Annotated in this window: 25 protein-coding genes and 6 tRNA genes; 21 read left to right on the top strand and 10 right to left on the bottom strand. The window is 33.3% G+C overall.

The genetic code is table 11. The annotated features are described in order from the left end of the window. Positions 1–15: 15 nt before the first annotated feature. Complete coding sequence (locus SUDEN_RS04120; protein ID WP_041672197.1) at positions 16–1,128, top strand: FtsW/RodA/SpoVE family cell cycle protein; 1,113 nt, start codon at positions 16–18, stop codon at positions 1,126–1,128. 97 nt (positions 1,129–1,225) lie between these two features. Here the strand turns inward: SUDEN_RS04120 and SUDEN_RS04115 are convergent. The 7 genes from SUDEN_RS04115 to SUDEN_RS04085 all read right to left on the bottom strand — a co-directional run bounded on the left by SUDEN_RS04115 (position 1,226) and on the right by SUDEN_RS04085 (position 3,053). Further along, a tRNA-Asp gene (locus SUDEN_RS04115) sits at positions 1,226–1,302 on the bottom strand. A 121-nt stretch (positions 1,303–1,423) separates the two neighbouring features. Beyond that, positions 1,424–1,499: transfer RNA gene (locus SUDEN_RS04110), tRNA-Val, on the bottom strand. Between the two features lie 31 nt (positions 1,500–1,530). After that, positions 1,531–1,606 (bottom strand) — tRNA-Glu (locus tag SUDEN_RS04105). A 26-nt stretch (positions 1,607–1,632) separates the two neighbouring features. After that, positions 1,633–1,708: transfer RNA gene (locus SUDEN_RS04100), tRNA-Val, on the bottom strand. A gap of 17 nt (positions 1,709–1,725) precedes the next feature. Continuing rightward, positions 1,726–1,802: transfer RNA gene (locus tag SUDEN_RS04095), tRNA-Asp, on the bottom strand. Between the two features lie 13 nt (positions 1,803–1,815). Continuing rightward, positions 1,816–1,891 (bottom strand) — tRNA-Lys (locus SUDEN_RS04090). Positions 1,892–1,964: 73 nt separating this feature from the next. Then, positions 1,965–3,053: a CinA family protein gene (locus tag SUDEN_RS04085; RefSeq protein WP_011372413.1), complete on the bottom strand. Its 1,089-nt coding sequence runs from the start codon at positions 3,051–3,053 to the stop codon at positions 1,965–1,967. 121 nt (positions 3,054–3,174) lie between these two features. Between SUDEN_RS04085 and ileS the strand changes: the two genes are divergently transcribed. Together ileS and SUDEN_RS11540 are read left to right on the top strand one after the other, a co-directional pair. Beyond that, positions 3,175–5,934: an isoleucine--tRNA ligase gene (gene ileS, locus SUDEN_RS04080; protein WP_011372412.1), complete on the top strand. Its 2,760-nt coding sequence runs from the start codon at positions 3,175–3,177 to the stop codon at positions 5,932–5,934. Further along, on the top strand, positions 5,927–6,058 hold the full coding sequence (locus SUDEN_RS11540) for a hypothetical protein (RefSeq protein WP_274378251.1): 132 nt from the start codon (positions 5,927–5,929) through the stop codon (positions 6,056–6,058). The genes ileS and SUDEN_RS11540 overlap by 8 nt, the downstream gene beginning before the upstream one ends. On the opposite strand, the gene SUDEN_RS04075 is transcribed toward SUDEN_RS11540, so the two are convergent. Beyond that, positions 6,036–6,998, bottom strand: coding sequence for an integron integrase (locus tag SUDEN_RS04075; protein ID WP_011372411.1), 963 nt, complete (start codon positions 6,996–6,998; stop codon positions 6,036–6,038). The genes SUDEN_RS11540 and SUDEN_RS04075 overlap by 23 nt on opposite strands. A gap of 290 nt (positions 6,999–7,288) precedes the next feature. Between SUDEN_RS04075 and SUDEN_RS04070 the strand changes: the two genes are divergently transcribed. From SUDEN_RS04070 to SUDEN_RS04035, 8 genes are all read left to right on the top strand, one after another. Further along, positions 7,289–7,543 (top strand): hypothetical protein, encoded by a 255-nt coding sequence (locus SUDEN_RS04070; protein WP_011372410.1) that lies wholly within the window; start codon positions 7,289–7,291, stop codon positions 7,541–7,543. A 2-nt stretch (positions 7,544–7,545) separates the two neighbouring features. Further along, positions 7,546–8,322 carry a hypothetical protein gene (locus tag SUDEN_RS04065; RefSeq protein ID WP_011372409.1) on the top strand — a complete coding sequence of 259 codons (777 nt, stop codon included), beginning with the start codon at positions 7,546–7,548 and terminating at the stop codon, positions 8,320–8,322. Between the two features lie 76 nt (positions 8,323–8,398). Beyond that, positions 8,399–8,590: a hypothetical protein gene (locus SUDEN_RS04060; protein ID WP_041672196.1), complete on the top strand. Its 192-nt coding sequence runs from the start codon at positions 8,399–8,401 to the stop codon at positions 8,588–8,590. Between the two features lie 123 nt (positions 8,591–8,713). Beyond that, the gene (locus SUDEN_RS04055) at positions 8,714–9,676 is read left to right on the top strand and encodes a hypothetical protein (protein ID WP_011372408.1); all 963 of its coding nucleotides are present in this window, start codon (positions 8,714–8,716) and stop codon (positions 9,674–9,676) included. 17 nt (positions 9,677–9,693) lie between these two features. Continuing rightward, on the top strand, positions 9,694–11,376 hold the full coding sequence (locus SUDEN_RS11010) for a hypothetical protein (protein ID WP_011372407.1): 1,683 nt from the start codon (positions 9,694–9,696) through the stop codon (positions 11,374–11,376). 1 nt (position 11,377) lies between these two features. Next, complete coding sequence (locus tag SUDEN_RS04045) at positions 11,378–12,064, top strand: Fic family protein (RefSeq protein WP_011372406.1); 687 nt, start codon at positions 11,378–11,380, stop codon at positions 12,062–12,064. Positions 12,065–12,213: 149 nt separating this feature from the next. Then, complete coding sequence (gatA, locus tag SUDEN_RS04040; RefSeq protein WP_011372405.1) at positions 12,214–13,557, top strand: Asp-tRNA(Asn)/Glu-tRNA(Gln) amidotransferase subunit GatA; 1,344 nt, start codon at positions 12,214–12,216, stop codon at positions 13,555–13,557. Positions 13,558–13,581: 24 nt separating this feature from the next. Continuing rightward, a complete protein-coding gene (locus SUDEN_RS04035) occupies positions 13,582–13,866 on the top strand; it encodes a heavy-metal-associated domain-containing protein (RefSeq protein WP_011372404.1) in 285 nt (94 codons plus the stop codon). Between the two features lie 18 nt (positions 13,867–13,884). On the opposite strand, the gene SUDEN_RS04030 is transcribed toward SUDEN_RS04035, so the two are convergent. Beyond that, positions 13,885–14,685: an RMD1 family protein gene (locus tag SUDEN_RS04030; protein WP_011372403.1), complete on the bottom strand. Its 801-nt coding sequence runs from the start codon at positions 14,683–14,685 to the stop codon at positions 13,885–13,887. 175 nt (positions 14,686–14,860) lie between these two features. On the opposite strand from SUDEN_RS04030, the gene guaB reads away from it, so the two are divergent. Both guaB and SUDEN_RS04020 read left to right on the top strand, forming a co-directional pair. Then, on the top strand, positions 14,861–16,306 hold the full coding sequence (gene guaB / locus SUDEN_RS04025; RefSeq protein WP_011372402.1) for an IMP dehydrogenase: 1,446 nt from the start codon (positions 14,861–14,863) through the stop codon (positions 16,304–16,306). A gap of 4 nt (positions 16,307–16,310) precedes the next feature. Further along, positions 16,311–16,802: an RDD family protein gene (locus SUDEN_RS04020; protein WP_011372401.1), complete on the top strand. Its 492-nt coding sequence runs from the start codon at positions 16,311–16,313 to the stop codon at positions 16,800–16,802. 11 nt (positions 16,803–16,813) lie between these two features. Here SUDEN_RS04020 and SUDEN_RS04015 read toward each other — a convergent pair whose 3' ends face one another. Then, entirely contained in the window at positions 16,814–17,854 is a 1,041-nt protein-coding gene (locus tag SUDEN_RS04015) for a hypothetical protein (protein ID WP_011372400.1), read from the bottom strand. A 155-nt stretch (positions 17,855–18,009) separates the two neighbouring features. Here SUDEN_RS04015 and SUDEN_RS04010 point away from each other — a divergent pair, with 155 nt between their 5' ends. The 8 genes from SUDEN_RS04010 (at position 18,010) to SUDEN_RS03975 (ending at position 24,121) form a co-directional block, all read left to right on the top strand. Beyond that, complete coding sequence (locus SUDEN_RS04010) at positions 18,010–18,972, top strand: SLAC1 anion channel family protein (RefSeq protein WP_011372399.1); 963 nt, start codon at positions 18,010–18,012, stop codon at positions 18,970–18,972. Between the two features lie 20 nt (positions 18,973–18,992). Further along, positions 18,993–19,379 carry a DUF6858 family protein gene (locus SUDEN_RS04005; RefSeq protein WP_011372398.1) on the top strand — a complete coding sequence of 129 codons (387 nt, stop codon included), beginning with the start codon at positions 18,993–18,995 and terminating at the stop codon, positions 19,377–19,379. 76 nt (positions 19,380–19,455) lie between these two features. After that, complete coding sequence (locus tag SUDEN_RS04000; RefSeq protein WP_011372397.1) at positions 19,456–20,721, top strand: O-acetylhomoserine aminocarboxypropyltransferase/cysteine synthase family protein; 1,266 nt, start codon at positions 19,456–19,458, stop codon at positions 20,719–20,721. Between the two features lie 3 nt (positions 20,722–20,724). Beyond that, on the top strand, positions 20,725–21,834 hold the full coding sequence (metX, locus tag SUDEN_RS03995) for a homoserine O-acetyltransferase MetX (protein ID WP_011372396.1): 1,110 nt from the start codon (positions 20,725–20,727) through the stop codon (positions 21,832–21,834). A gap of 25 nt (positions 21,835–21,859) precedes the next feature. Beyond that, the gene (gene xseB, locus SUDEN_RS03990) at positions 21,860–22,129 is read left to right on the top strand and encodes an exodeoxyribonuclease VII small subunit (protein WP_011372395.1); all 270 of its coding nucleotides are present in this window, start codon (positions 21,860–21,862) and stop codon (positions 22,127–22,129) included. Further along, the gene (locus SUDEN_RS03985; RefSeq protein WP_011372394.1) at positions 22,129–22,926 is read left to right on the top strand and encodes a carbon-nitrogen hydrolase family protein; all 798 of its coding nucleotides are present in this window, start codon (positions 22,129–22,131) and stop codon (positions 22,924–22,926) included. Before xseB ends, SUDEN_RS03985 begins: the two co-directional genes overlap by 1 nt. Further along, positions 22,923–23,600 (top strand): HesA/MoeB/ThiF family protein, encoded by a 678-nt coding sequence (locus SUDEN_RS03980; protein ID WP_011372393.1) that lies wholly within the window; start codon positions 22,923–22,925, stop codon positions 23,598–23,600. Before SUDEN_RS03985 ends, SUDEN_RS03980 begins: the two co-directional genes overlap by 4 nt. Further along, the gene (locus tag SUDEN_RS03975; protein ID WP_011372392.1) at positions 23,597–24,121 is read left to right on the top strand and encodes a hypothetical protein; all 525 of its coding nucleotides are present in this window, start codon (positions 23,597–23,599) and stop codon (positions 24,119–24,121) included. Before SUDEN_RS03980 ends, SUDEN_RS03975 begins: the two co-directional genes overlap by 4 nt. Positions 24,122–24,156: the final 35 nt, after the last annotated feature.

The raw sequence follows: 24,156 nt of genomic DNA, 5'->3' as shown, positions 1-24,156 counted from the left end.
TATGGAGTTTTAAATTTGTGGAGAATTGATAAGCGCATTTTAGCACAATTTGATCTCTTTTCTATTATATTAATCATACCTCTTATTATAACTTCAAACTGGCTAATTGGTGAAGCCGTTCCTGCTCTTGCTCAAAAACAAGCAACTTACGTTGGTGTTGCTTTTTTAGCGTTTTTAGCTATTTTTTTACTTCCTATAAGAAGAATGAGCTGGATTATTCCACTAATTTATTGGTTAAGTATCACTCTTTTGCTTGGAGTGGAGTTCTTTGGCCATGCAAGGCTAGGTGCGCAGAGATGGATAGATATTCCATTTATAAATGCCACAATCCAACCCTCCGAATTTGTAAAACCTGCTCTTATTTTAATGCTTGCGTATCTAATAAACAAAAGCCCTCCTCCTGCTGAGGGATATAGATTAAAAGAGTTTTTTAAAATGGCATTTTATATACTTCTTCCGTTTATTTTAATAGCAAAAGAACCTGACTTAGGTACAGCTCTAGTTCTTTTACTTATTGGTTTTGGGATTTTGTTTTATATTGGAGTACATTGGAAAATATGGGCATTTTTATTTGGAGGTATGTTGATTTTTTCTCCGATTGCATATAAATTTTTACTTCATGATTACCAAAGAACAAGAGTTCTTGACTTTGTTAGCGAGAAGCCATCCTACCATGTTCAACAATCCATTATAGCAATTGGCTCAGGCGGATTCAGCGGAAAATCAAAAGATGACGCAACTCAGACTCAAATGAGATTTTTGCCTATTGCTACTAGTGATTTTATCTTTGCATTTCTTGTTGAGAGAAGTGGCTTTTTAGGGGCTCTTGGAATTATTTTAATATATATAATGCTTATTTTACATCTTATGAGTTTAAGTATTTTTAGCAGTGACTATTTTATAAAGGTAGTTACCATATCTATTGCCTTTATGATTTTTATATACATGGGGGTAAATATCTCTATGACAATAGGTTACGCTCCAGTTGTTGGAGTACCACTTCCTATGTTTAGTTATGGGGGGAGTAGTTTTATAAATTTTATGATACTTTTTGCGATTATGCAAAATCTAATTACTTTTAGGTATAAAGATATGTATGATGGACGAGGAACTAAAAGTTTTATTTGAATTGGCGTTTGTAAAATGAGTAACAAGTTAGCTAGTTAATTTTAAGTGGAAATTGCATCTGATATTAGAACTTATAAGTTGAAATTAATAAAGGTAGTGGCGCGGTGGACGGGACTCGAACCCGCGACCCCCTGCGTGACAGGCAGGTATTCTAACCAACTGAACTACCACCGCGCATTAAATAATTGTTTCTAAAAGAGTTTTTAAAAACTTGTTTTTTGCATTAGACAAGGCAAATTTTAATGAAGCATAGTAAACTATGCGAATTGAAATTTAACGCAATATAATCAAAAAATGGTGGGCATTACAAGACTCGAACTTGTGACATCTACCTTGTAAGGGTAGCGCTCTACCAACTGAGCTAAACGCCCATTTTTTATACATACATAACACCAAAAATAATGGCGACCCCTAAAGGATTTGAACCTCTGTCCCTACCATGAAGTGATAGTGTCCTTGGCCACTAGACGAAAGGGTCACTTTCATAAACAAAAGGTTTTTAAATGGTGGGCATTACAAGACTCGAACTTGTGACATCTACCTTGTAAGGGTAGCGCTCTACCAACTGAGCTAAACGCCCATTTAAAATCAAAAACGTGGCGCGGTGGACGGGACTCGAACCCGCGACCCCCTGCGTGACAGGCAGGTATTCTAACCAACTGAACTACCACCGCGCATATAAAAAACTGGTGTCCTGTGATGGATTCGAACCATCGGCCACCTCATTAAAAGTGAGATGCTCTACCAGCTGAGCTAACAAGACATTTTCTCTAATCGTTTAGAGGACGAAATTATAGGCAAATAGGTTTTAATTGTCAAGACAAAAAAGAGCAAATTTAAAAAAATGTCTCTTTGTCCATCAGGAGTAGCATTTTTAGGGCAAAAAGTACGCTTTGATGCTGGATATAGTTTCTATCTCCATTTAAATTTATACGCTCTTCATGGTGTGCTTCTTTGCTTCTTATACCGATATAAACTGTTCCGACTGGTTTATACTCACTTCCTCCGCCCTCTCCTGCTATGCCGCTTATTGATATTGCATAATCCGCATTACTAACATTTAAAGCTCCATCGCTCATCTCTAAGACAACTTCACTACTTACTGCACCATACTCCTGAAGTGTTTTGTTCTCCACTCCAAGCCAATTCTCTTTCATTGCATTTGAGTAGGTTATTAAAGAGCCATCAAAAATTTTGGATGAGTTGTTATTTTTTGTAAAATAGTAAGTTAAAAGTCCACCTGTGCAACTCTCTGCAAAAGCAATTTTTTTCCCACTAGAGGATAATTTCTCTATTATAAAAGCGATGATATTTGAAGATGGTATTAATTTGTTTGGCAATAACTGCTTTGCTGAAGCTATAAATTTTGATATATTTCCATATTTTTTACTTCTAATATCAACCCTAAGCCACCCTTCAATAAGAGTTACTATGTTAATTTTCACATCATACATCTGAGCGATTGGAGAGAGCATTGCAACAGCACTCTCTTTATCCTCTTCAAAAAGATGTATAGTAGCCTTAGAATCTTCTATCCTTAATAGTACTTCAGGAAACATCTGCATCTCATCCATATGAAGTACATTTGTAATAGACTCTTTATACTCCAAAAGGTAACTCCCGTTTTCATATACAGAAGAGTTTGATGGTATGAGCATCTCATCTTTTAAAATCTGATTATCACTTGTAATTGTGCATAAAAGTTTGCCGATAGTTGAGAAGTGCTGTTTTGTTGTGACTATTATTTGTCTATTTTGAGAGTTTATCTCTTTATCTAAATATAAAAAAAGTGAATTATCACTCTCTTTAAAAAATGTAATTGAGTGTATAAAATCAACTTTTTGCTCTATTTTTCTTATGATATATTCTCTAAGCGGAAGATTATATATAAACTTATTACCGATAAAAACAACATGTAGTTTCATGATTTTTCAGACCCTTTAGCGAGATTAATTGAGCCAATTATAGCACCAAACAAGTAGATTAAAGTAGCTTTTAAACCCTATAAAGATACAATCCAAAAATTTTCTACTATTTGGAATAACTATGGACTATAAAGATACACTCCTTTTACCAACTACAAAATTTGAGATGAGAGGCAATCTCATAAACAATGAGCCGATTAGATATGCTTCTTGGGATGAGAAAAAAATCTATGAAAAAATGAAAAAAAACCGCAAGAATGCGCAAAGTTTTACTCTTCATGATGGTCCTCCATATGCGAATGGACATACTCATATAGGACATGCACTAAATAAAATTTTAAAAGATATTATTGTAAAACACAACTATTTTAGCGGTAAGTCTGTTCGTTTTACTCCAGGCTGGGATTGTCATGGTCTGCCAATTGAGCAGCAAGTTGAGAAGAAACTCGGCGGAAAACAGAAAAAAGAGCTTCTTGAAAAAGCAAAAATCAGAGAACTTTGTCGTGCTCATGCAGCTGAGTTTGTAGATATCCAAAGAGAAGAGTTCAAAAAACTAGGCGTTATTGCAGACTGGGAAAACCCTTATGTAACAATGGACTTTAAATTTGAAGCAAACATTTACCGCACTCTTTGTAATGTGGCAAAAAAAGGTCTTTTGATAGAACGCAGTAAACCTGTTTTTTGGTCTTGGGCTGAGAGAACTGCACTTGCAGAAGCTGAAGTTGAGTATGAAGATAAAGAGGATTACTCAATATTTATAGCATTTGAGTTAAGTGATGAAGCAAAGGCAAAATTATCGATAAACTCAAAAGCAGCTTTAGTTATCTGGACTACAACTCCATGGACTATTCCTGCCAACACTGGTATCTCACTAAACCCTGAAGAGGAGTACATTCTAACAACAACAGGTTACATAGTTGCTAAAAAACTTCTCTCTTCACTAAATGAGAGCAAAATTTTAAGTGGCGATATTGCACAAACATTTAAAGCTAAAGAGTTTGAAAATCTATTAGCGCTAAATCCTTTAAATGGTAGAACTTCTCGCATAGTTTTAGGCGAACATGTACTTGTTGAAAATGGTACTGGATGTGTTCACACAGCACCAGGGCATGGTGAAGATGACTACCGCATAGGTCTTGTTTATGACTTAGAAGTAGTTATGCCTGTTGATGAGACTGGATGTTATGATGAGACGATAGTTCGTGATGGTTTAATCCCAAATGCAGAAGATTTTTTAGGTCGTCATATCTTCAAATCAAATGAAGATTTGATAACTCTTATGGGAGAGAGCGTTGTTCATGTTTCAAAGTTTAAACACTCATACCCACACTGCTGGAGAAGCCACACTCCTCTTATTTTTAGAGCTACAAAACAGTGGTTTATAAGCGTTGATGAAAAACCAAGCGGAAGTGATAAAACATTAAGAGATATCGCTCTTAGTGAAGTTGAAAAGACGCTATTTTTCCCTGAAACTGGAAGAAACAGACTAAAATCAATGGTCGCAAACAGACCTGATTGGTGTATTTCAAGACAGAGAGATTGGGGCGTTCCTATCGCATTTTTCAGAGTAAAAGCGACTGGAGAAGTTCTTCTTGATGAGAAAGTTTTAAACTTTACCGCTATGGTTTTTGAGATGCACGGAAGTGATGCTTGGTACTCAATGCCAACAGAACAGCTCCTCTACCCTGGTGCTGGATACAGTGCTGATGAACTTGAAAAAGTTACAGATATCTTAGATGTTTGGTTTGATAGTGGCTCAACTTGGTACTCAGTTCTAAAATCTCGCAACTATGATGCGGGAGAGTTTCAAGCAGATTTATACGTTGAGGGAAGCGATCAGCACCGCGGATGGTTCCAGTCATCTATGTTCTTAAGTGCTGCTGTTGAGCACAAAGCACCATACAAAGGCGTTCTTACTCACGGCTTTACAGTCGATGAAAAAGGCGAGAAAATGTCTAAGAGTAAAGGCAATGTTGTAGCTCCTGAGACTGTTTTAAAAGAGTATGGCAGCGAAATCCTTCGTCTTTGGGTAGCTTCAAGTGACTATCAAGGAGATCTAAAAATCTCTCAAAGTATCCTAAAACAGAGCGCTGAGAACTACCGTAAACTAAGAAATACTTTTAGAATCATGCTTGCAAACATCAATGATTTACACGCATTAACTCCTTATGAGAAAATGGGCGAGTTAGATAAGTGGATCTTAAACGAAGCAAAAAGCGTGTTTGATGGTGTTCATAAATCATTTAGCAACTATAACTTTGTTAACGGTATGAGTCTTTTAAACAACTTCATAGTAAATGAGTTAAGTGGAATCTACATCGACATCACAAAAGACTCACTTTACTGTGACGCTAAAGATGATGCAAGAAGAACATCAAGCCAAAGCGCTATGGCTCTTATTGTCAAATCACTTCTAACGCTTATCGCTCCTATACTAACTTATACAGCTGATGAGATTGTTGAGTATCTGCCTGAAGTTATAAGAGAGAGCAAAGAGGATATTTTTGATTTTGTTCATAAAAATATTGATGTTGCAGAGTCTGGATTTAACACGGACTACATGTACGCTGCAAGAGAGAAGTTCTATGAGATAGTTGATGGACTTAAAAAAGAGAAAATCATCAAAAACACTCTTGAGCTAGTCATAGTAACTGAGTCAAAAAAGATAGCAGAGATGGATAAAACAGCAGCTGAAGATTGGTTTGTAGTATCTGGCATTTCACACAGTGAAGTTATTGCTGAACTTGGAAAATTTGAAGTTGATGGAAGTATATTTGTAATTCAAAAAGCAACTGCTGCCAAATGTCCAAGATGCTGGAAGTACCAAGCAAAAGATGAAACTGCTACATGTACAAGATGTTCAAAGGTTTTAAATGCCTAATCTTGCCGAGCCTGTCTCAGCCACATTTATAGCAGCAACCATTGCTGCTATATTTGTCATCATAGGCATCGGAATAACTTTTGTAAAGCTAGGGAAAAAGTCTAGAAATCCAGAGGGCTTATAAGTTTAGCCTTGTTCATCTCGCTCACAACATGAGTATATATCATAGTTGTCTCAACGCTTTTATGACCTAAAAGTTCTTGAATGCTTCGCAAATCTATGCCAGCTTGAAGTAAATGCGTTGCGTAGCTATGTCTAAATATATGCGAGGTTACTCTTTTATCTATATTTGATTTTGTAACCGCTTGTTTAATATTTCTACTTAAAGTGGCATCTAAAATATGATGCCGTCTTCGCTCACCGCTTCTAGGGTCTGTTGCAATTGTGTTCATAGGAAAAATATATTGCCATTTAGTTTCAAATTTAGCTTTTGGAAATTTTCGCTCAAACGCATAAGGAATATAAACACTGCCATAGCCATCTTTTAAATCTTTTTGATGCAGTTCTCTCACTTTTTCAACTTGAATCTTAAGCTCATCTTTTATTTTCATAGGAAGAGGCAAAGTTCTATCTTTTAAAGATTTGCCATCCCAGACATAAATCTTATCAAATCCAAAATCTATATCTTTTATACGGATATTTTGCACTTCACTCATTCTGAGTCCACACCCATACATCAGCTTTACCATAAGCTGATAAATACCATTCATATTTAGAATGATATTTTGTACTTCGTCTTTAGTAAGAACAACAGGAATATGCTTTCTCTGTTGCGCTCTTAAAGCTTGCACATTCCATGTACTGATCTCAATATCTAAAACTTCTCTGTATAAAAAAAGTAAAGCACTAAAAGCTTGATTCTGCGTAGTTGGTGAGACTTTTTTAGTCACTGCCAAAAAAGTTAAAAAATCTTCTATCTCTTTTTTGCCCAAATTTACGGGATGTTGTTTCTGATGATAAAAGATATAGTGCTTAATCCAAAAAACATAAGTTTTCTCTGTTGAAATGCTGTAATGCTTAAATCTAATCTTATCACGGACAATATCAAGTAATTTTTTCTTCATCATTAGCTCCTAAAAATTAAACGACACAATGTATATTTAACACTTTTTTCAGCTATTTAAAAGACAAAATGTTCAAATAACGCCAAAAATATTTTTAAATGCACATCAATATTTTAATCAATTTAGCCAATAAACAACAAAAACATTGCATTTTGTCATACTTATATCATTTAAACTAACATTTTATGTGTCGGTTATTAAAGAAATAACAAGCTGTTTAGCATATAATGTTCGTTGAATAAATAGTTATGTGATAAAGTGACTATTTAAAACAATATAAAAGGTAACTTATGAAAAAAATTATATTTCTAGTTCTTATTATGTTTAATAGCTTATTTGCAGCTGATTCATATGAGATTGAAGTTGCTCACAATGATGAGCTATTTATTATAAATGGTGAAAAATTTGAAGCAAAAACGTATTGTTTAGGATGGGATAGCGGTGAGTACGTTATATTTTTAGATGGAAGCCCTATGGGTGCTTGTGCAACAGCAGTTTTATATAATATAAATAGAAAACAAAAATGTGAAGTTTGGTGTGAATAACATTGAATTTAAAAGGTACTGAAAAATTTGTAGCTGAAAGCTTACAATCTTATTTTTCAAAATTATTTAATACTGTAGATTTTGAAGAAGGTGATGACCCACCAGATATTTATTTGAAAATTGATGATAAAAAAATTGGTGTAGAAATTACAGATATTGATCAAAATGTTTTAAAAAATAGAAAAACTATAGATTATGGATACTTAAGTTTTATAGATAATATAGACAAAGAGTTTGGACACCTTATTGACGCTGATAAAAAAATATTATTATTTTTCCATCATGATTATGTCAAAGTTAGTACTATTAGTAAAAAATTTAAAAAGTATTTAAAATCCCTAATTGATGCAGATACACTTAAAATAGACAATAGTATAGAAGATAACATTAATGATGTTAGCTTCAAAATATCGATACTTCCAATGCCAAAAAATGGAACAAGAAAAATTGCAGGTTCAGCAATGCCTTTCGGTGGTAAAGTCAAAAAGTCAAGAGATATAAATACCGTACTTGATACTATATCAGATTGTTATTTATCAGGGCAAACATTTAATATTGTAAATGATAGAATTTATGATAAAAATATCAAATGTAAAGATACTGAAAAGCCAATATGGCTAGCACTATTTGATAACTATTACAATAAGTTTACATATTTTGATAATCAAGAACATCTTGAACATTATAAAAACACATTTGAAAGTGTTGAAGATTTTGGGATATTTGACAAAATACTAGTTATATTTGAAAACGGAGATGTTTTGGAGTTCAACACATAACAAAACCTTGGAGAGAAATAGTTTACCCTAGCGGGCAAAACTATTTCTCAAGTCAAACGTTAGACAAAGGATGAACATGCGAACGAAACTTAAACAAAGTGGAATCTTGGTGTGTGGAGCATTATTATTTAGTGCTTGTACAGGACAACCATCAATACCAAAAGTTGATGAACTAGAAGTTGGAAAGTATGAAAAAGCATATATGGATGAATACAATACATTTTTAGTACAGTATAAAGACTACAAAAAACCAATGAAGTGGATATAACCAAAGAATAAAAAAGAAGATTGTAAAATATATGTAGGCATCAATCCAAATGATGATAAAACAGAAAAGTCGTATTATAGTTTATATTGGGATGGAGAATGTAAAGATGGATATGCTTATGGATTGGGTAGAGAAATCGAAAATACAATGCTAAGTAATCTACAACAAATAGGATTTTATGATAAAGGTATAGCAACAGACTATTTTGTTCAATTTGATCCTTTAAATGGTATGGAAATGAATGGTGTTTCAAATAAAGATGGTAGTTTGGGACATTATGTCAGAACTATGCTGAATGATAAAAATGGAGAATTACAAATGTCTTATGAATTTGGTTCTGCAGCTACTTTAACAACTCCATCACTTTTTATGAGAACATATCCATTTTATGATGTTGTTGAATACCTCAAAGTGTATCCAAATTTTTCTTACATAATTGCTGATTTAACAAAAAATAAATTTGATAATAGAAAATATGAATTTAACATAAGAGATCATAAAACGGGTAAAAATAATGGATTTGGCTTTGCTTCACTAAAAAATGGATATACAAATGGTGGTGAAATAGTAAACGAAAATATAATTAGAAGAGTTCAATTACCTCAAAGTTATTTTCAAAATGCTGATTCAATCTTTAATGAAATAAAGAATGCTGCTAATATTGCTCTACAAGTACAAAACAATGCTCTTATCATCAAAGAAAAATACAAAAAGAAAATTTGTAAAGACAGTGTAAAAGTAGATTTTATGGATAACGATGAATACAAATCAATTTGTAAAGAAGATGAAAAAATTGCTCAACTAAAAACTAAAATTGATGCAAAATTAGCACAAATTGAACAACAAAAACAAGCCAAAAGACAACAACAAAATGAACAAAGATTAATTCAAGCAAGAAAAGCGGAAGCAATGGCGGCACAAAGAAGAGCAGCAGCAGCAGCTGAACAAGCCAACAATCAAGCAGCTTGGGATAGTGTAAATCGTTCAATACAAAATATGAATAATAATATGCAAATGCAACAATTAAATAACAATCTAATGATGTATAACTTTATGCCAAAAAGATATGATGTTTATTTACACTAAGCAAGAGGAAAATCAAGTTGAATAAATGCAATATTAACTGCTATGGCGAATATCAAAGAGAAGTCTATGTAGATAATAAATGTATCTTGCATTGTATAAAAAATGATTATCAAAAAGATCGAAATTCTGGGCTACTGTCTAGCTTCTACAATGAGTTTATAAATTATACAATCGAACAAGTATTTGAGCATAGTGAATTGTTTGATGATAAATATTCAAAAAATGAAATTGCTACTTATCTAAAAAGTGGTAAATTTGAAAATGATGAATACAATAAGGCTTTAAAAAAGAGTATTTTTATCCCAAGTTGTATTCACTTTCCTAAAAGAGATGGGCGAGATACATTTGATTATCTGAAAATTTTAAATCTATTTGGTCAAATTCATTTTAACTCTTGTGAATTTTATCTTTCAAGTTTGGATTTAAAAAATATAGAGTGCTTTTTTCAAGACTGTAAGTTTCATGATAGATGGACACTTTATGATTATGGAGTTTTGGAAAATGAAGATAATGTAATTTATCAAACATGTGAATTTACAAAATCAGTTTCAAATTACACACCTGAAAAATCAACTGAATTAGCAATTTATAATCACTCTCAATTTGACTACACATGTAAATTCAATGAAAATTTAAAATTTGACAGAGCTATTTTTAAAAATAGACTTTTTAATACTGAACAAAATAATTTTCTTGATGAGAATTCAACAAAAAGATTAAAGTTCAATAAGTGTGTTTTTGATAAAGAGTTTATACTTAACCAATATACTATAGATAAATTTATTATTGAAGACAGTGAATTTAAAGATAGATTTGAGTTTCAAAGTAATAGTGTAAATGATATAAAAATTCAAAACTCAAAATTTGAAAAAGTTTCAATTTTTACAAATAGCAAATTTATTGAGCTATATATTAGTGATAGTGTATTTAAAGAAAATATAGATTTTAGAGGTTCAATATTTGGAAAAAAACATGAATTAGCTAAAAGCCCTACTACTCTAAAGTCGGTCATAATTGATAAATCAGTAAATTTTAGAAATGTAAAGTTTTATTATGGGCTAGATATACCAGATACAAAAATAAATGACTTGTCTAGTTTTTTAAATGCAGACTTGGCTGTTGAATATACTCCAAGAGATACTTTTAGAAGATTGAAACACGAATTTGATAGCATTGGAAATATTATAGAAGCAAATAAGTTCTATCATAAAGAGATGCAAAAAATGGAAGAAGAATTAACAAAAGAACTTCCAAAGAGTTTTTCAGAATGGATAGTTTTTAAAATTCATGATTTTTCTTCAAAACACTCTCAAGATTGGGTTTTAGCACTCTACTGGATAACAACTATAACTTTTCTATACTCTCATCTAAAAGTATTTTTATGTCAAGAAAACACTGAATATTATATAATACCATTTGTATTAAATATACTTGTATTCATATTTATTGTACTAGAATTTTTAATTTCAAAATATATTAATATAACTTATAAATTTTTGAGCACTATAATAATTTATTTTATATATGGGTTTATAACAAATGATTTTACTTTAAAATGCTTTAGCAATAATATTAATCCTTTTTCAATAATGACAGGACATGATACTTTAACTTTTAGTACACTTATTTATAAAATAATAATAGCATACTTACTTTATCAATTCATAATTTCAATACGTCAAAATACTAGGAGAAAATAATATGCAAAAACTAAGCGAATTAACACTAAAACAAAGAGAAGAACTCTTTAGACAATTAAGAATATCAATCACCCACCATTCAAATGCAATGGAGGGAACAACATTATCATACGGTGAAACAAAAGAATTACTTGAGCTTGGTCATACAGCAGGACATAAGCCACTTGGTGAGCAACTTGTAATATTAGGTTTTGCAAAAGCTTATGATGTAATAGTTCGTGAAGCTACAAATAAAGAAAATCTTGTTGACAGTAGCTTTATAAAAGATATACATGCCATTATGTTTGAGGATGCATTAAAAGTAGCACCTCAATATGTATCTAAACCGATTGGAGCATATAGATTAGATGAGCGATACATCAAAGGTGTAGATATAAAACTATCTTTACCACATATGATCTCAAATGATGTTGAAAATTTACTTTATAGATTTCATAGCAATAAAATGGACTTACTTGATATATCAGAATTTCATATTTTATTTGAAAGAATCCATCCATTTGCAGATGGCAATGGAAGAGTGGGAAGATTAATAATGGCATATCAAGCTATTCAAAATAATATTGTCCCACCACTTATTGAAAATGAACATAGAGATGATTATCTACAAGCGATAAATAATAAAGATGACTTGCGTAAGTTTTTAGACGAAAGTATTGCTAAAAGTTTAGAGTTGATAGATTTATAGGTAGATTGTCTAACAAAGCCTAGCAGTGAACGCACTGCGTCACTGAAGTCAACCGTTAGTAATACATAAACATTCATACATTCGCCTAAAGAAAAAACAGACGCATTTTGCTATAATACAGACCATAATTTATAAAGATAGGAAAAGTAGTGATTACATTAAAAGAAGCACTTAAATTAAGCAAAGACGAACTAGAAAATTTTAAAAATGATTTAAAAGCAAAGATAGAGGCAAATCCAGAGTTAAACGCTTATATAGATATTTACAACATTGGTGATGGCGTACCGATAGCTATAAAAGACAATATTCAGGTTAAAGATTGGTCTGTAACATCAGGCTCAAATATACTTCAAGGTTACATAGCTCCTTACAATGCAACTGTAATTGAGAAGATGTTAAGTGCGGGACTAAGCCCGTTTGGTCGAACAAACATGGATGAGTTTGCTATGGGAAGTACTACTGAGTCAAGCTTTTATGGTAAAACTCTAAATCCTCATAACAAAGATTGCGTTCCTGGTGGAAGCTCAGGTGGAAGTGCTGCAGCTGTTGGCGCAGGTCTAGCTATCGCAGCTCTTGGGAGTGATACAGGTGGAAGTATCCGTCAACCCGCTTCTTTTTGTGGAATAGTTGGGATGAAACCAACTTATGGCAGAGTTAGTCGTTATGGTTTGGGAGCTTATGCTTCATCACTTGATCAGATAGGTCCAATGACTCAAAACGTTGAAGATGCGGCTATTTTATACGACATAATCAGCGGACACGACGAGAAAGACTCAACATCTGCGCACAAAAATGACAAAGTTAGCGACAAGCTAAATCCTAACCGTAAAATTCGTATTGCCGTTTTACCAAAGCATATCCAAAATGCAAGTGAAGATGTAAAAAAAGCTTATGAGTTGGCAATAAATGCTCTTAAAAAAGTGGGGCATGAGATAGTTGAAGCTGAGTTGATGGATGCAAAATTTGACATCTCTGCTTACTATATCACGGCAACTGCAGAAGCTACTACAAACTTAGCTCGTTATGATGGCATTCGCTATGGAAACAGAGTTGTAGGAAAAGACCTTAACGATACATTTGTTCAAACAAGAAGCCAAGGTTTTGGGGATGAAGTAAAACGCCGTATCTTACTAGGTAACTTTGTTCTCTCAAGCGGATACTATGAAGCGTACTATGTAAAAGCGCAAAAAACAAGACACCTCATAAAAGATCAATACTCTAAAATATTTGAAAATGTGGACTTAATACTCTCTCCAGTTGCGCCAACAACCGCAAACAAGTTTGGAGAACTCTCAACCCCTATGGAGATGTACTTAAGCGACCTCTACACTATCAGCGTAAATCTTGCGGGGCTTCCTGCTATCTCTGTTCCTATTTCAAAAAGTTCTGAGGGGATGCCAATAGGTCTTCAGCTCATTGCAAACGCTTATGACGAGCAGACTCTTTTTGATGGAGCACTTAGCCTTGAGAGAGAGATAAATTACAACGCTTAATACTTAAACTAAAGGAGAGATATTATGAAAAAAAGTTTTAAAGTGCTAAATATAAAATGTGGTGGCTGTGCAAACACTATAAAAGAGTCACTAAAGAGTCAATTTGGCAGTGTGGATGTTGATTTATCGCAAGAGCCTAGAGTTGTTACTCTAGATATAAAAGATGAAGAAGCTGAACTAAACTTTCGTAAAAAGATGAAATCCCTTGGCTATCCTATGGAAGACGAAGAGCTTGGAACATTTACAAAAGGTTCTCTTAAAGCTAAAAGTTTTGTCTCATGTGCAATTGGAAAAATTAATCAAAAATAGAGTTAAAATTTAAATTCGCTAAAAATTTGGCTTAATTATATACTCATAGGTTGAAAACAGTATCTCTATTGCGATTAGCCAGATAATTATCCACTCTAAAAATTCGCTTGATTTTTGGTTTACTCTATCTGTTATGAACTCAACAGACTCTTTTAAAAATGATATTTTGTACTCTATGACATCAAATCTTGACTTTAACTCTAGTTGAAGTGCTAGTTGGTTGTAGAGTAATTCAAGTTCAAAATCATCCCAAATAATATCAGGTTTATCTAATAAAAAAAGTTTATTTAAGATTTCAAATCTCTCTTTGGCTATGCTACTTGCAAAATTCATAAGGTTTTTTCTATCTTTTGCTTTTATATTTTCTATTGTATCATATAGCTTTTTGCTCTCTTGCATCTTCGTTTCTAAGGATTTTTCTCTTATCTCAAGCCCAACACTTCGAGAAAGCACAAGAGAGACAATAGATGCAACAGATTTGTTAAATTTATTATATTTGATTGTATGTGTATCTATAAGTGGCTTTTGGTACTCTACGTCTATAACCATTGGATAGTCTTGATTTATGAGTTTGGTTTGATAATGTGCTGCACCTTTAACGTTTAGTCTCCCTAAATAAGATTTTATCTCTTCATGACTAAAGTTACAAAATGTGATAACTCCAAAAGAGGTTGTAAATATAAATTTATCTTTAGAAATCTCACCCACAAAAGATTTCTCTATAGTTGTTAAAATAAGTTCTGGAAACTCTTTTTCAAGGTCATCTTTTGTGATGATTATTGGTATTTCTACAGATACAAACAGGAGTGCTGATTCCATTTTTACACCTTTTTTGTGAAATATTTTTATCTATTATACATCTATTTTACTTCTAAAACATAGATTGTTTATTTTATATTTAAAGCAACTTTTACATTTTTTTAACAACAAAAAAGCTATAATTCACAGAATTTTATTGCAACATAAATAACTTTTATACCCCAAAAGGATTATCATGAAAATTCGAAGCCGCGCCCTGACATTTGAAGATGTTTTACTTGTACCAAAGTACTCAGAAGTACTGCCTAAAGAGGTTTCGCTAGAGAGTAAATTAACAAAAAGTATTTCACTTAAAATCCCTATGGTTTCAGCTGCTATGGATACTGTTACCGAATATCGTGCTGCGATTGCGATGGCTAGGCTTGGCGGAATTGGAATTATTCATAAAAATATGGATATTGAGACACAATGTAAACAGGTTAAAAAAGTTAAAAAAAGCGAGAGTGGTGTAATAATAGATCCTATTTATGTTTATCCTGATGCTACTTTAGCAGATGCTGACGCACTTATGAGTGAATTTAAAATTTCAGGCGTTCCAGTTATTAATGCGCACAATAAACTATTAGGAATTCTTACAAATCGTGATATGAGATTTCAAAAAGATATGACAAAAAGAGCTGATGAAGTTATGACAAAAATGCCCCTTATCACTGCAAAGAAAGGTATCTCTCTTGATGATGCAGCTGATATCATGCATAAAAATAAGATAGAAAAACTCCCTATAATTGATGATGATGGATTTTTAAAAGGTCTTGTAACTATCAAAGATATTAAAAAACGCATAGAGTATCCAAATTCAAACAAAGATGCTTTTGGCAGACTTGTAGTTGGCGCTGCTATTGGTGTTGGTCAATATGATCGTGCTAAAGCGCTCGTTGATGCTGGAGTTGATGTTTTAGTTCTTGACTCTGCACATGGACACTCAAAGGGAATTTTAGACACAGTAAAAGAGATTAAAAAAACTTTAATGGTTGATGTAATAGCAGGGAACATAGCAACTGCGGAAGCTACTCTTGCGCTAATTGAAGCTGGAGCAGATGGTGTAAAAGTTGGAATTGGACCTGGTTCTATCTGTACAACTCGCATAGTAGCAGGTGTAGGAATACCACAGATATCTGCTATTTCTGAGTGCGCTGATGTAGGGCGTCAACATGGAGTTCCAATTATTGCAGATGGTGGTATAAAATACTCAGGAGACATTGCTAAAGCTTTAGCGGTTGGTGCGAGTTGTATTATGGCTGGATCTATTTTAGCAGGAACTGAAGAGTCTCCTGGAGAGACAATAATGTTTCAAGGGCGCCAATATAAATCATACCGTGGAATGGGAAGTATTGGAGCTATGCAAAAAGGTTCAAACGATAGATATTTCCAAGAGGGAACTGCAGCAGACAAACTTGTGCCAGAGGGGATTGAGGGACGTGTTCCATTTCGTGGAAGTATCGCTGGGATTGTTCATCAGATGATGGGTGGTCTTCGCTCTTCTATGGGATATTGTGGAAGTAAAGATATTCCTACTTTTTGGGAAAGAGCAGAATTTGTAGAAATTACAACTGCTGGTCTTAAAGAGAGTCATGTTCATGACGTTATCATAACGCAAGAAGCTCCGAATTACCAAATATAATCATATGAATGAAGTAAGGTATGCTGGCTTTTGGGTACGCTTCTTCGCTTCATTTTTAGATACTCTGTTTTTAGCTATTCCTGTTGCAATTATCATCTATTTTTTAAGTGATGGCAACTGGTTTGATTTTTCACAATTTCAACAAAACATCTCTTATGCAATGAGTGGAAATGCCAAGATGGCTCTTGCAGACCAACCACAAAAATCTCTTAAATGGGAACTTTTATTTGAAGTTCTGGTTTTACTCATAACTGCTCTTTTTTGGAGAAAATTTAAAGGAGCAACTCCTGGGAAAAAAATTTTAAAAATTAAAATAGTTGAAGCTAAAACACTCAAAGAGATAGATACAAGACAAACTATAACTCGCTCTCTTGGGTATTTTGCCTCTATACTCACTTTCTTAATTGGATTTTTTATGATTGCATTTAGAGAAGATAAAAGAGGACTACATGACCTATTAGCTGGAACAGTAGTTATTTATGAAGATATAAAATAAAACTTATAATCTTACACTACTAAATCAAGCTCTTGAAGCACCCCTGCTCTTCCATTTTCACTCAAATAAATCGAACTCTCACGCAATTTTGCGACACTTTTATTCTCTTCATCTTCTAACACGAAGCTTGTTGAAATAGGTTTTAGATAAAGCGCTCCCACTCCCTTCTCTTTTAGAGTGAAAAACTCCTCTTTGCCATCTTCATCTTTTGTCCAGATTAGTAATTTTTTAAATATAGAGTCATTCTCATCAATCCACATGTTATTATCTTCATCATATGCTGAGAGCTCCTCAAAGCCATTGCCTAATGTAGGTCCAAAAAGCTCACTTCCATCGTTAATTTTGCCATCACCATTTTTGTCTTGTGCTAAAAAACCACTACCCTTTGCAACAAAAGAAAATTCATCACTTTTTCCATCAAGATTAAGATCAAAATTGTGTTTTATCTTACTCATAGTAACCATATCGCCATTGAAATTAAGTACGAGTGGATCAATTAGAGCATCTCCAGCTTTTATAGAGATATTTTCACTCATAACGCTACTTTTACTCATGCTAAATGCTACTTTAAAATCAATTTTAGCGCCATCTTTAGTTACCACATTTCCACTTGCTAAGAATTGAAGTTCTTCACTGTGAAATTCATTACGAGAGTAGCTATAATCAACTCCCCAACCTTCTAATTGTTGCTCTTGTGGCTCTTTTGAATCTTTATTTGCGCCAACATGTAAACCATCTGTTTTATTTAAAGAGTTAGTATTAGAGTATGAGCTAAGATCTATCCTTTTTCCTGTTAAAACTTCTATTGCTCTTATAATTTTCATTAGTTTAGGATCAAGTGCAATATCAAAAAGTTCATCATCCGAAGCAACTATTCCGCTCTTATTATATTGAGAAAAGTTATTCTCTTTTGAGAGTTCAACACGATCTGTTTTGTTAAATTTTTTAACAAAATCTTCATCACCCCATACCTTTAAACTCTCACTCTCTTCAATCTTATCTTTTTTTTGATATGTTGATGAAAGTGATAAATTTGAGTCCTGTATCTTCATGACATGCTCCTTGATTTACTTCCTTTTAAATCGGTAAATAGTTGTTATTTTTTAGTAATTTTTTGGTTAGAGATTCTTTATAAAAGCATTGACTTTTATTACAAAAAGTAGTAAAATTTATAAAAATTATAACTTTAAATAATGAAAGGCTTTAAATGGAAAATGGACTTGAAATAAATAGACTAAAATTTTTCCCTGTCATGATGTTTGCAATAGTGATGGGGTTGAGTGGTCTTACTATAACGTACCAAAAAGCTGCTCTCTGGCTTAATTTTCCCTCTTCTATAGGTGAAATATTTATGTATCTCACAACTGCTGTCTTTTTAGTTGTTTTATCAATTTATGCAAAAAAATCTCTCCGATACAAAATGGCTGTAGTAAATGAGTTTTCTCATCCAGTAAGAATAAATTTCTTTGCTGCCATCTCAATATCTATGCTGATGCTCTCCATTATATATAAAGAGCAGTTTCCTTTAATTAGTGCTATTTTTTGGTATCCTGGAACATTTTTACACTTCTACTTAACCATGTACACTATCTCTTTTTGGATAAATAAAAACCAACAGATAGATCACTCAAATCCTGCTTGGTTTATTCCAATTGTTGGAAATCTTTTAGTTCCAGTTGGTGGGATAGGATTTGTTGATATTGATATCTTAATATATTTTTTCAGCGTTGGAATCTTTTTTTGGATTATTTTATTTTCTCTAATACTCAATAGAATAATCTTTCATAATCAGTTAGCTGTAAAATTTATGCCAACACTTTTTATCTTGATAGCGCCTCCCGCAGTAGGTTTTATTGCCTACTATAAGATGTTTGAAGTTGTTGACACTTTTGCTCTTATGCTTTTTAACCTTGCTCTGTTTTTTACACTTTTAGTTCTGTTTATGTATAAAAATTTTATAAAGATAAAGTTTTTCATCTCATGGTGGGCTTTTGTATTTCCAATCGCTGCAATGGCGATAAGTGCCATGTTGATGTATCACATAAAAGCATCTCTATTTTTTGAACTTTTATCTTATGTGATGGTTGCAGCTACGACGATTATTGTCCTAATAGTTACATACCAGACGATAGTGCATATTGTTAAAAAAGAGATTTGTATTCAAGAGTAAAATTTTAAAAGGAAAAAAATATGAAAAAAACAGTGTTTATGGATAAATATCCAGTTTGCAGCATAGAGTTTTTAAAGAGCGAGATGCGCCTCTCAAGTACAAAAGAGATAGTAGAGTATTTTAAGGAGATGATAGCAAGCCACCCAGTGGCAGAGTTTATCGCTATTTTTGATCATTATGCCCATACAAAAAAATTGGGTGGTCCTATTATGGATGGTTTATTGGATGCACAAAATGTAGTTTTTTGTTTTGGGCAAGCGATTCCTGCTACAAAAATTTTGGCAGTTCGTCCAAGAAGTATTGGCATTTGTGAGTTTGAAGATAAAATAGTAATCGATTTTATGGAGCCTCCAAAAGAGGAATTAAACAAAGTGATGGAAGATTGGACAAAAGGACTTAAGCTTTAAAAACTAATCCTTTTAAAACTAAGATTAAACCATTTTAGGTAGAATACTTTTAAATATTTAAATCAAGGTAGCTAAGATGGATTTACAAACAAGAGCTCTGCATGAGGGATATACTAAAGATTCGCAAGGAACGATGGCTGTTCCAATTTATCAAACAACTGCTTATGAATTTAACAGTGTTGAGCATGCAGCAGATTTATTCTCTTTAAAACAACTTGGGAATATCTACACACGCCTAAATAACCCAACTACTGATGTTTTTGAAAAAAGATTTGCTTCACTTGAGGGCGGAGAAGCTGCTCTGGCAACTTCTAGCGGAATGAGTGCTACCTTTTTTGCTATTGTAAATGCGACTGCTGCTGGAGAAAATATAGTCTGTGCAAAACAGCTTTATGGCGGTAGCTTAACACTAAATACTCACACTCTTAAGAGATTTGGAATAGAGGCTAGATACTTTGATGTTCACGACATGTCATCTCTTGAATCTTTAATTGATGATAAAACAAGAGTAATATTTTTTGAATCTCTCACAAACCCTAGCATTGATGTAGCAGATATCGAAGCAATTACTAAGATAGCGGACAAATATGGCATTTTAAGTGTAGTTGACAATACAGTCGCAACGCCAGTGCTGTGCCGCCCTTTTGAATTTGGAGCAGACATTGTTGTACATAGTGCTAGTAAATACACAACTGGACAAGGTTTAGCGATTGGCGGGATCTTAGTTGAGAGAAAAAATCTAGTAGAAAAACTTCGCTCAAATCCAAGATATGAGCACTTTAACAATCCAGACCCTTCATACCATGGACTCATTTATGTTAATATAGGTCTTCCTCCATTTACCCTAAGAGCAAGACTCTCACTATCAAGAGATTTAGGTGCTGTTTTATCACCTTTTAACTCATGGCTCTTTATTCAAGGGATTGAGACTCTATCTCTTCGTATGAAAGAACACTCTAAAAATGCTCTGGCTCTTGCAGAGTTTTTAGAGTCTCATCCAAAAGTAAAAAAAGTGAACTATCCAGGGTTAAAAAGTAACGCAAACTATAAAAATGCACAAAAATATTTTGATGGTGGCGAGTGTAGCGGTCTTCTTAGTTTTGAAGTTGCTTCACTTCAAGAGGCTACAAAAATAGTAGATGCGACAAAACTCTACTCTCTTGTTGTAAATATCGGAGATTCAAAATCAATCATAACTCATCCAGCTTCTACAACTCATCAACAGTTAAATGAGCAAGAGTTAATTGCTTGTGGAGTTCCATCAGGTCTTATTCGCATCTCATGTGGATTAGAGAGTATAAAAGATCTAATAGACGACATGAAACAAGCACTAGAGGCTTAAGAGTTGCCACTGAATCTAAAAACATATACAGAACATTTTACAAACCCACTTTACTTAGAGAGTGGGCGTATTTTAGAGCCTTATGATATTACTTATGAGACTTATGGTGAGTTAAATGATGATAGAAGCAATGTTATTGTTATCTGCCATGCATTAACTGGCTCTCATCACTGCGCTGGTATTTATGATGGAGATAAAAAGGCTGGTTGGTGGGACAGCCTAATTGGCTCTGCTAAAGCAGTAGATACCGATAAATATTTTGTAATATGCACAAATGTAATAGGTAGCTGTTTTGGCTCAACTGGTCCAATGAGTCCTGCTCATCCACACCACAATCCGTATCGCTATAAATTTCCAGTTGTAACCATAAAAGATATGGTAAAAGCACAAATAATTCTTTTTGATAAACTTGGCATTCATAAAGCTCATGCTGTTATTGGTGGTTCAATGGGAGGTATGCAAGCACTTCTTTTTGCTATTCACTATCCAAATTTTGCATCTAAAATTATAACTATGGCAACAACTCATGCAACTCAACCTTGGGCAATAGCATTTAACAAGGTTGCTCAAGAATCTATCTTAAAAGATGCGGATTTTAAAGGCGGATACTACGATAGCCAAACCATAAAAGAGAATGGTCTCTCTGGAATGGCTGTTGGACGAATGGCTGGATATATAAGCTTTTTGTCGTATGAATCTATGAAAAACAAATTTGGCAGAGAGTATAAAAACACTGATGGACTTTATGAGCTTTTTGGAAAGTTTCAAGTTGAACTTTTTTTAGAGTACAATGGCTATAATTTTACAAAATGGTTTGATCCGCTCTCTTATTTATACATCACAAAAGCGATAAACATTTACGATATATCAAGAGGATTTGATTCGCTCAAAGAGGCTCTAAAAAAGATTACATGTGAGCTTCATCTTATTAGCTTTAGTAATGACCAACTCTTTAAAAATTTTGAGATGAAAGAGATAAGTGATGCACTCCAAGAGATTGGAAACACAAATCATAGTTATCTCGATATAGATAGTAATTATGGGCATGACGCTTTTTTAGTTGAAGTAGATAAATTTGAAAAAAATATCAAAGATATGTTAGACTCAAAATAACAAAGATAAAGAAGAGGATAAAAAGATGGCAAAAAAGAGCTTAATAGAAGAAGCTAAAGGCTTTACTGAAGAAAGTGGAGCTTTTACTAAAGAAAGCGGAGCTTTTACTAAAGAAAGCGGAGCTTTTGAATCGAAACTAGAGAGTGCAAAAAAAGTTTTAGAGAGACTTATGAATCCAGAGATAACGCTTCAAGATAGCCTAAGGGCATACGAGTTAGGAATGAGTGAACTCTCCTCTGCACAAAAAATATTAGAAGATGCTCAAATCAAAATCAATGAGATAAAGGCAACATAGTGAGAGCAGCAGTTCTTCAACTAAGTGCTCAAGGTATGAGCTCGACAAAACTTTACAACTATATAAGAGTCGCTCACAAGCAAGGTGTCAAAGTTTTACTTCTTGGTGAATACATTTTAAATCCATTTTTTAAAGAGCTTCAAGAGTTATCAACAGCTATGATACAAGAGCAGGCACTGCATCAGATAAAGGTTTTAAAAGAGCTCTCAAAAACTTACAACATGAACATTATTGCACCTATCGTTATAGTAAAAAAAGCTAAAGTTTTTAAAACTATTGCAAAATTTTCTCCCTCTTCTACTACTTATTATGAACAACAAATCCTCATAAATTATCCTCATTGGAATGAAGAGAAATTTTTTGCTAATGAGATAAAAGAGCTTGAATCACCACTTATATTTAAAGTTGATGGTTTTAAGTTTGCAATTATGAGCGGATTTGAGCTTCACTTTGATGCTATGTTTTCTCATCTATCTTCAAGAGGCGTGGATTGTATTTTACTCCCAAGTGTCTCTACATTTGAATCTTACGAGAGATGGAAAGCACTTATTTTATCTCGATCTTTTACTAACAACTGCTACATCTTAAGAGCTAACAGAATTGGCGAATATATAGATAAAAAACATAGCTGGAATTTTTATGGTGACTCACTCTTAGCTTCACCTAATGGAGAACTTCTTGAGCATTTAGGTAACAAAGAGGAACTTATGATAGTAGATATGAGCCACGCAAACGTAATGGCAGCTAAAAAATCTTGGGGCTTTAGAGATGCACTAAATAAAAGGAGTGGTTTATGATGGAGTATTTTCACAGACAAGTACAACTTTGGGGAGAGGAGACACAAAACTCGCTTCAAAGCAAAAAGATAGCCATAGTAGGCGCAGGTGGATTAGGAAGCTCCCTCTGCTTTGCTTTGGGTGCTAGTGGAATTGGCGAGATACATGTAATAGATTTTGATAAAGTCTCCACGCATAACATTCATCGCCAAATAGCTTTTAAACTTGGTGATGAGGGGAAAAATAAAGCAGAAATAAATGCTCAGATTTTAGAGCAGAGATGCGCTTATGTAAAAGCTATTGCGCATGATTGCACGTTTGAAGAGTGGTGCAAAAAAAATATAGCAGTTGATTTACTCATTGATGCAACAGATAACCTTAATACTCGTGCTCAAATAGATGATTGTGCTATAAAGAGAAGCACTCCATGGATTTATGGAAGTGTAGAGGCTTTTCATGGGCAAATCTGCTTTTTTGAAAACTCATCTTTTAGAGATGCTTTTAAAATAAATTCTAAAACACCAGAGGGCATTACTGCTCCTATAGTTATGCATGTAGCTTCGCTTGAGGCAAACTTAGCGCTTAGATACTTAGCTGGATTCAATGTAAAAAAAGATCAACTCTACTATCTTTTTTTTAATAACGATGGAGAGTTAGTAACCCAAAAATTTTCTCTCTCAAAGAGTAGCAGATGAAATTTTTAACTTTAATTTTTCTTCTTTTTATAAATATATTTGGCGCAGAGCTAATAGATATTACACAAAAACCAAAAGCTGATTTGGAAGCTATTGAGCATCATGCAATTAAATTTGGCTCTGGAGAAGCAAGCAAAGTTTATGTTTTTGTAGATCCGCTTTGTGAATTCTCTCGTGCTCTTATGAAAAAAATATACGAAAACAAAATGCTCCAACTCTCAAATAGCTACTATGTGTTTTTTTATAGGCTTCCTATCCTTGATTCAGAGTATATGATGCAATATATTTTAGAGTCCAAAGACCCAAAAGAGACTCTTATTGAAGTGATGATTGATAAAGAGATTGTTGATGTAAGTGGTTATAAGGCAAAGTCTCAGACAATTAAAGCGATAAAAGAGATTGCAGAAGTTGCCGCTACTTTAGATATGAAGCAACGTCCATATATGATATCTTTTGATAAAGATTCAAAATTTTGCAGAGTATCAGAGGGAAGTGTTTCTTGTTTAGAGGAATTTGAGTAGTCATTTACTTCCATCTTTGAGATTTTAGATATAAT

The organism is Sulfurimonas denitrificans DSM 1251, from assembly GCF_000012965.1.
GTDB lineage: Bacteria > Campylobacterota > Campylobacteria > Campylobacterales > Sulfurimonadaceae > Sulfurimonas > Sulfurimonas denitrificans.
The sequence above is the reverse complement of the archived record's forward strand: the minus strand, read 5'-3'. Positions and strand labels throughout refer to the sequence as shown.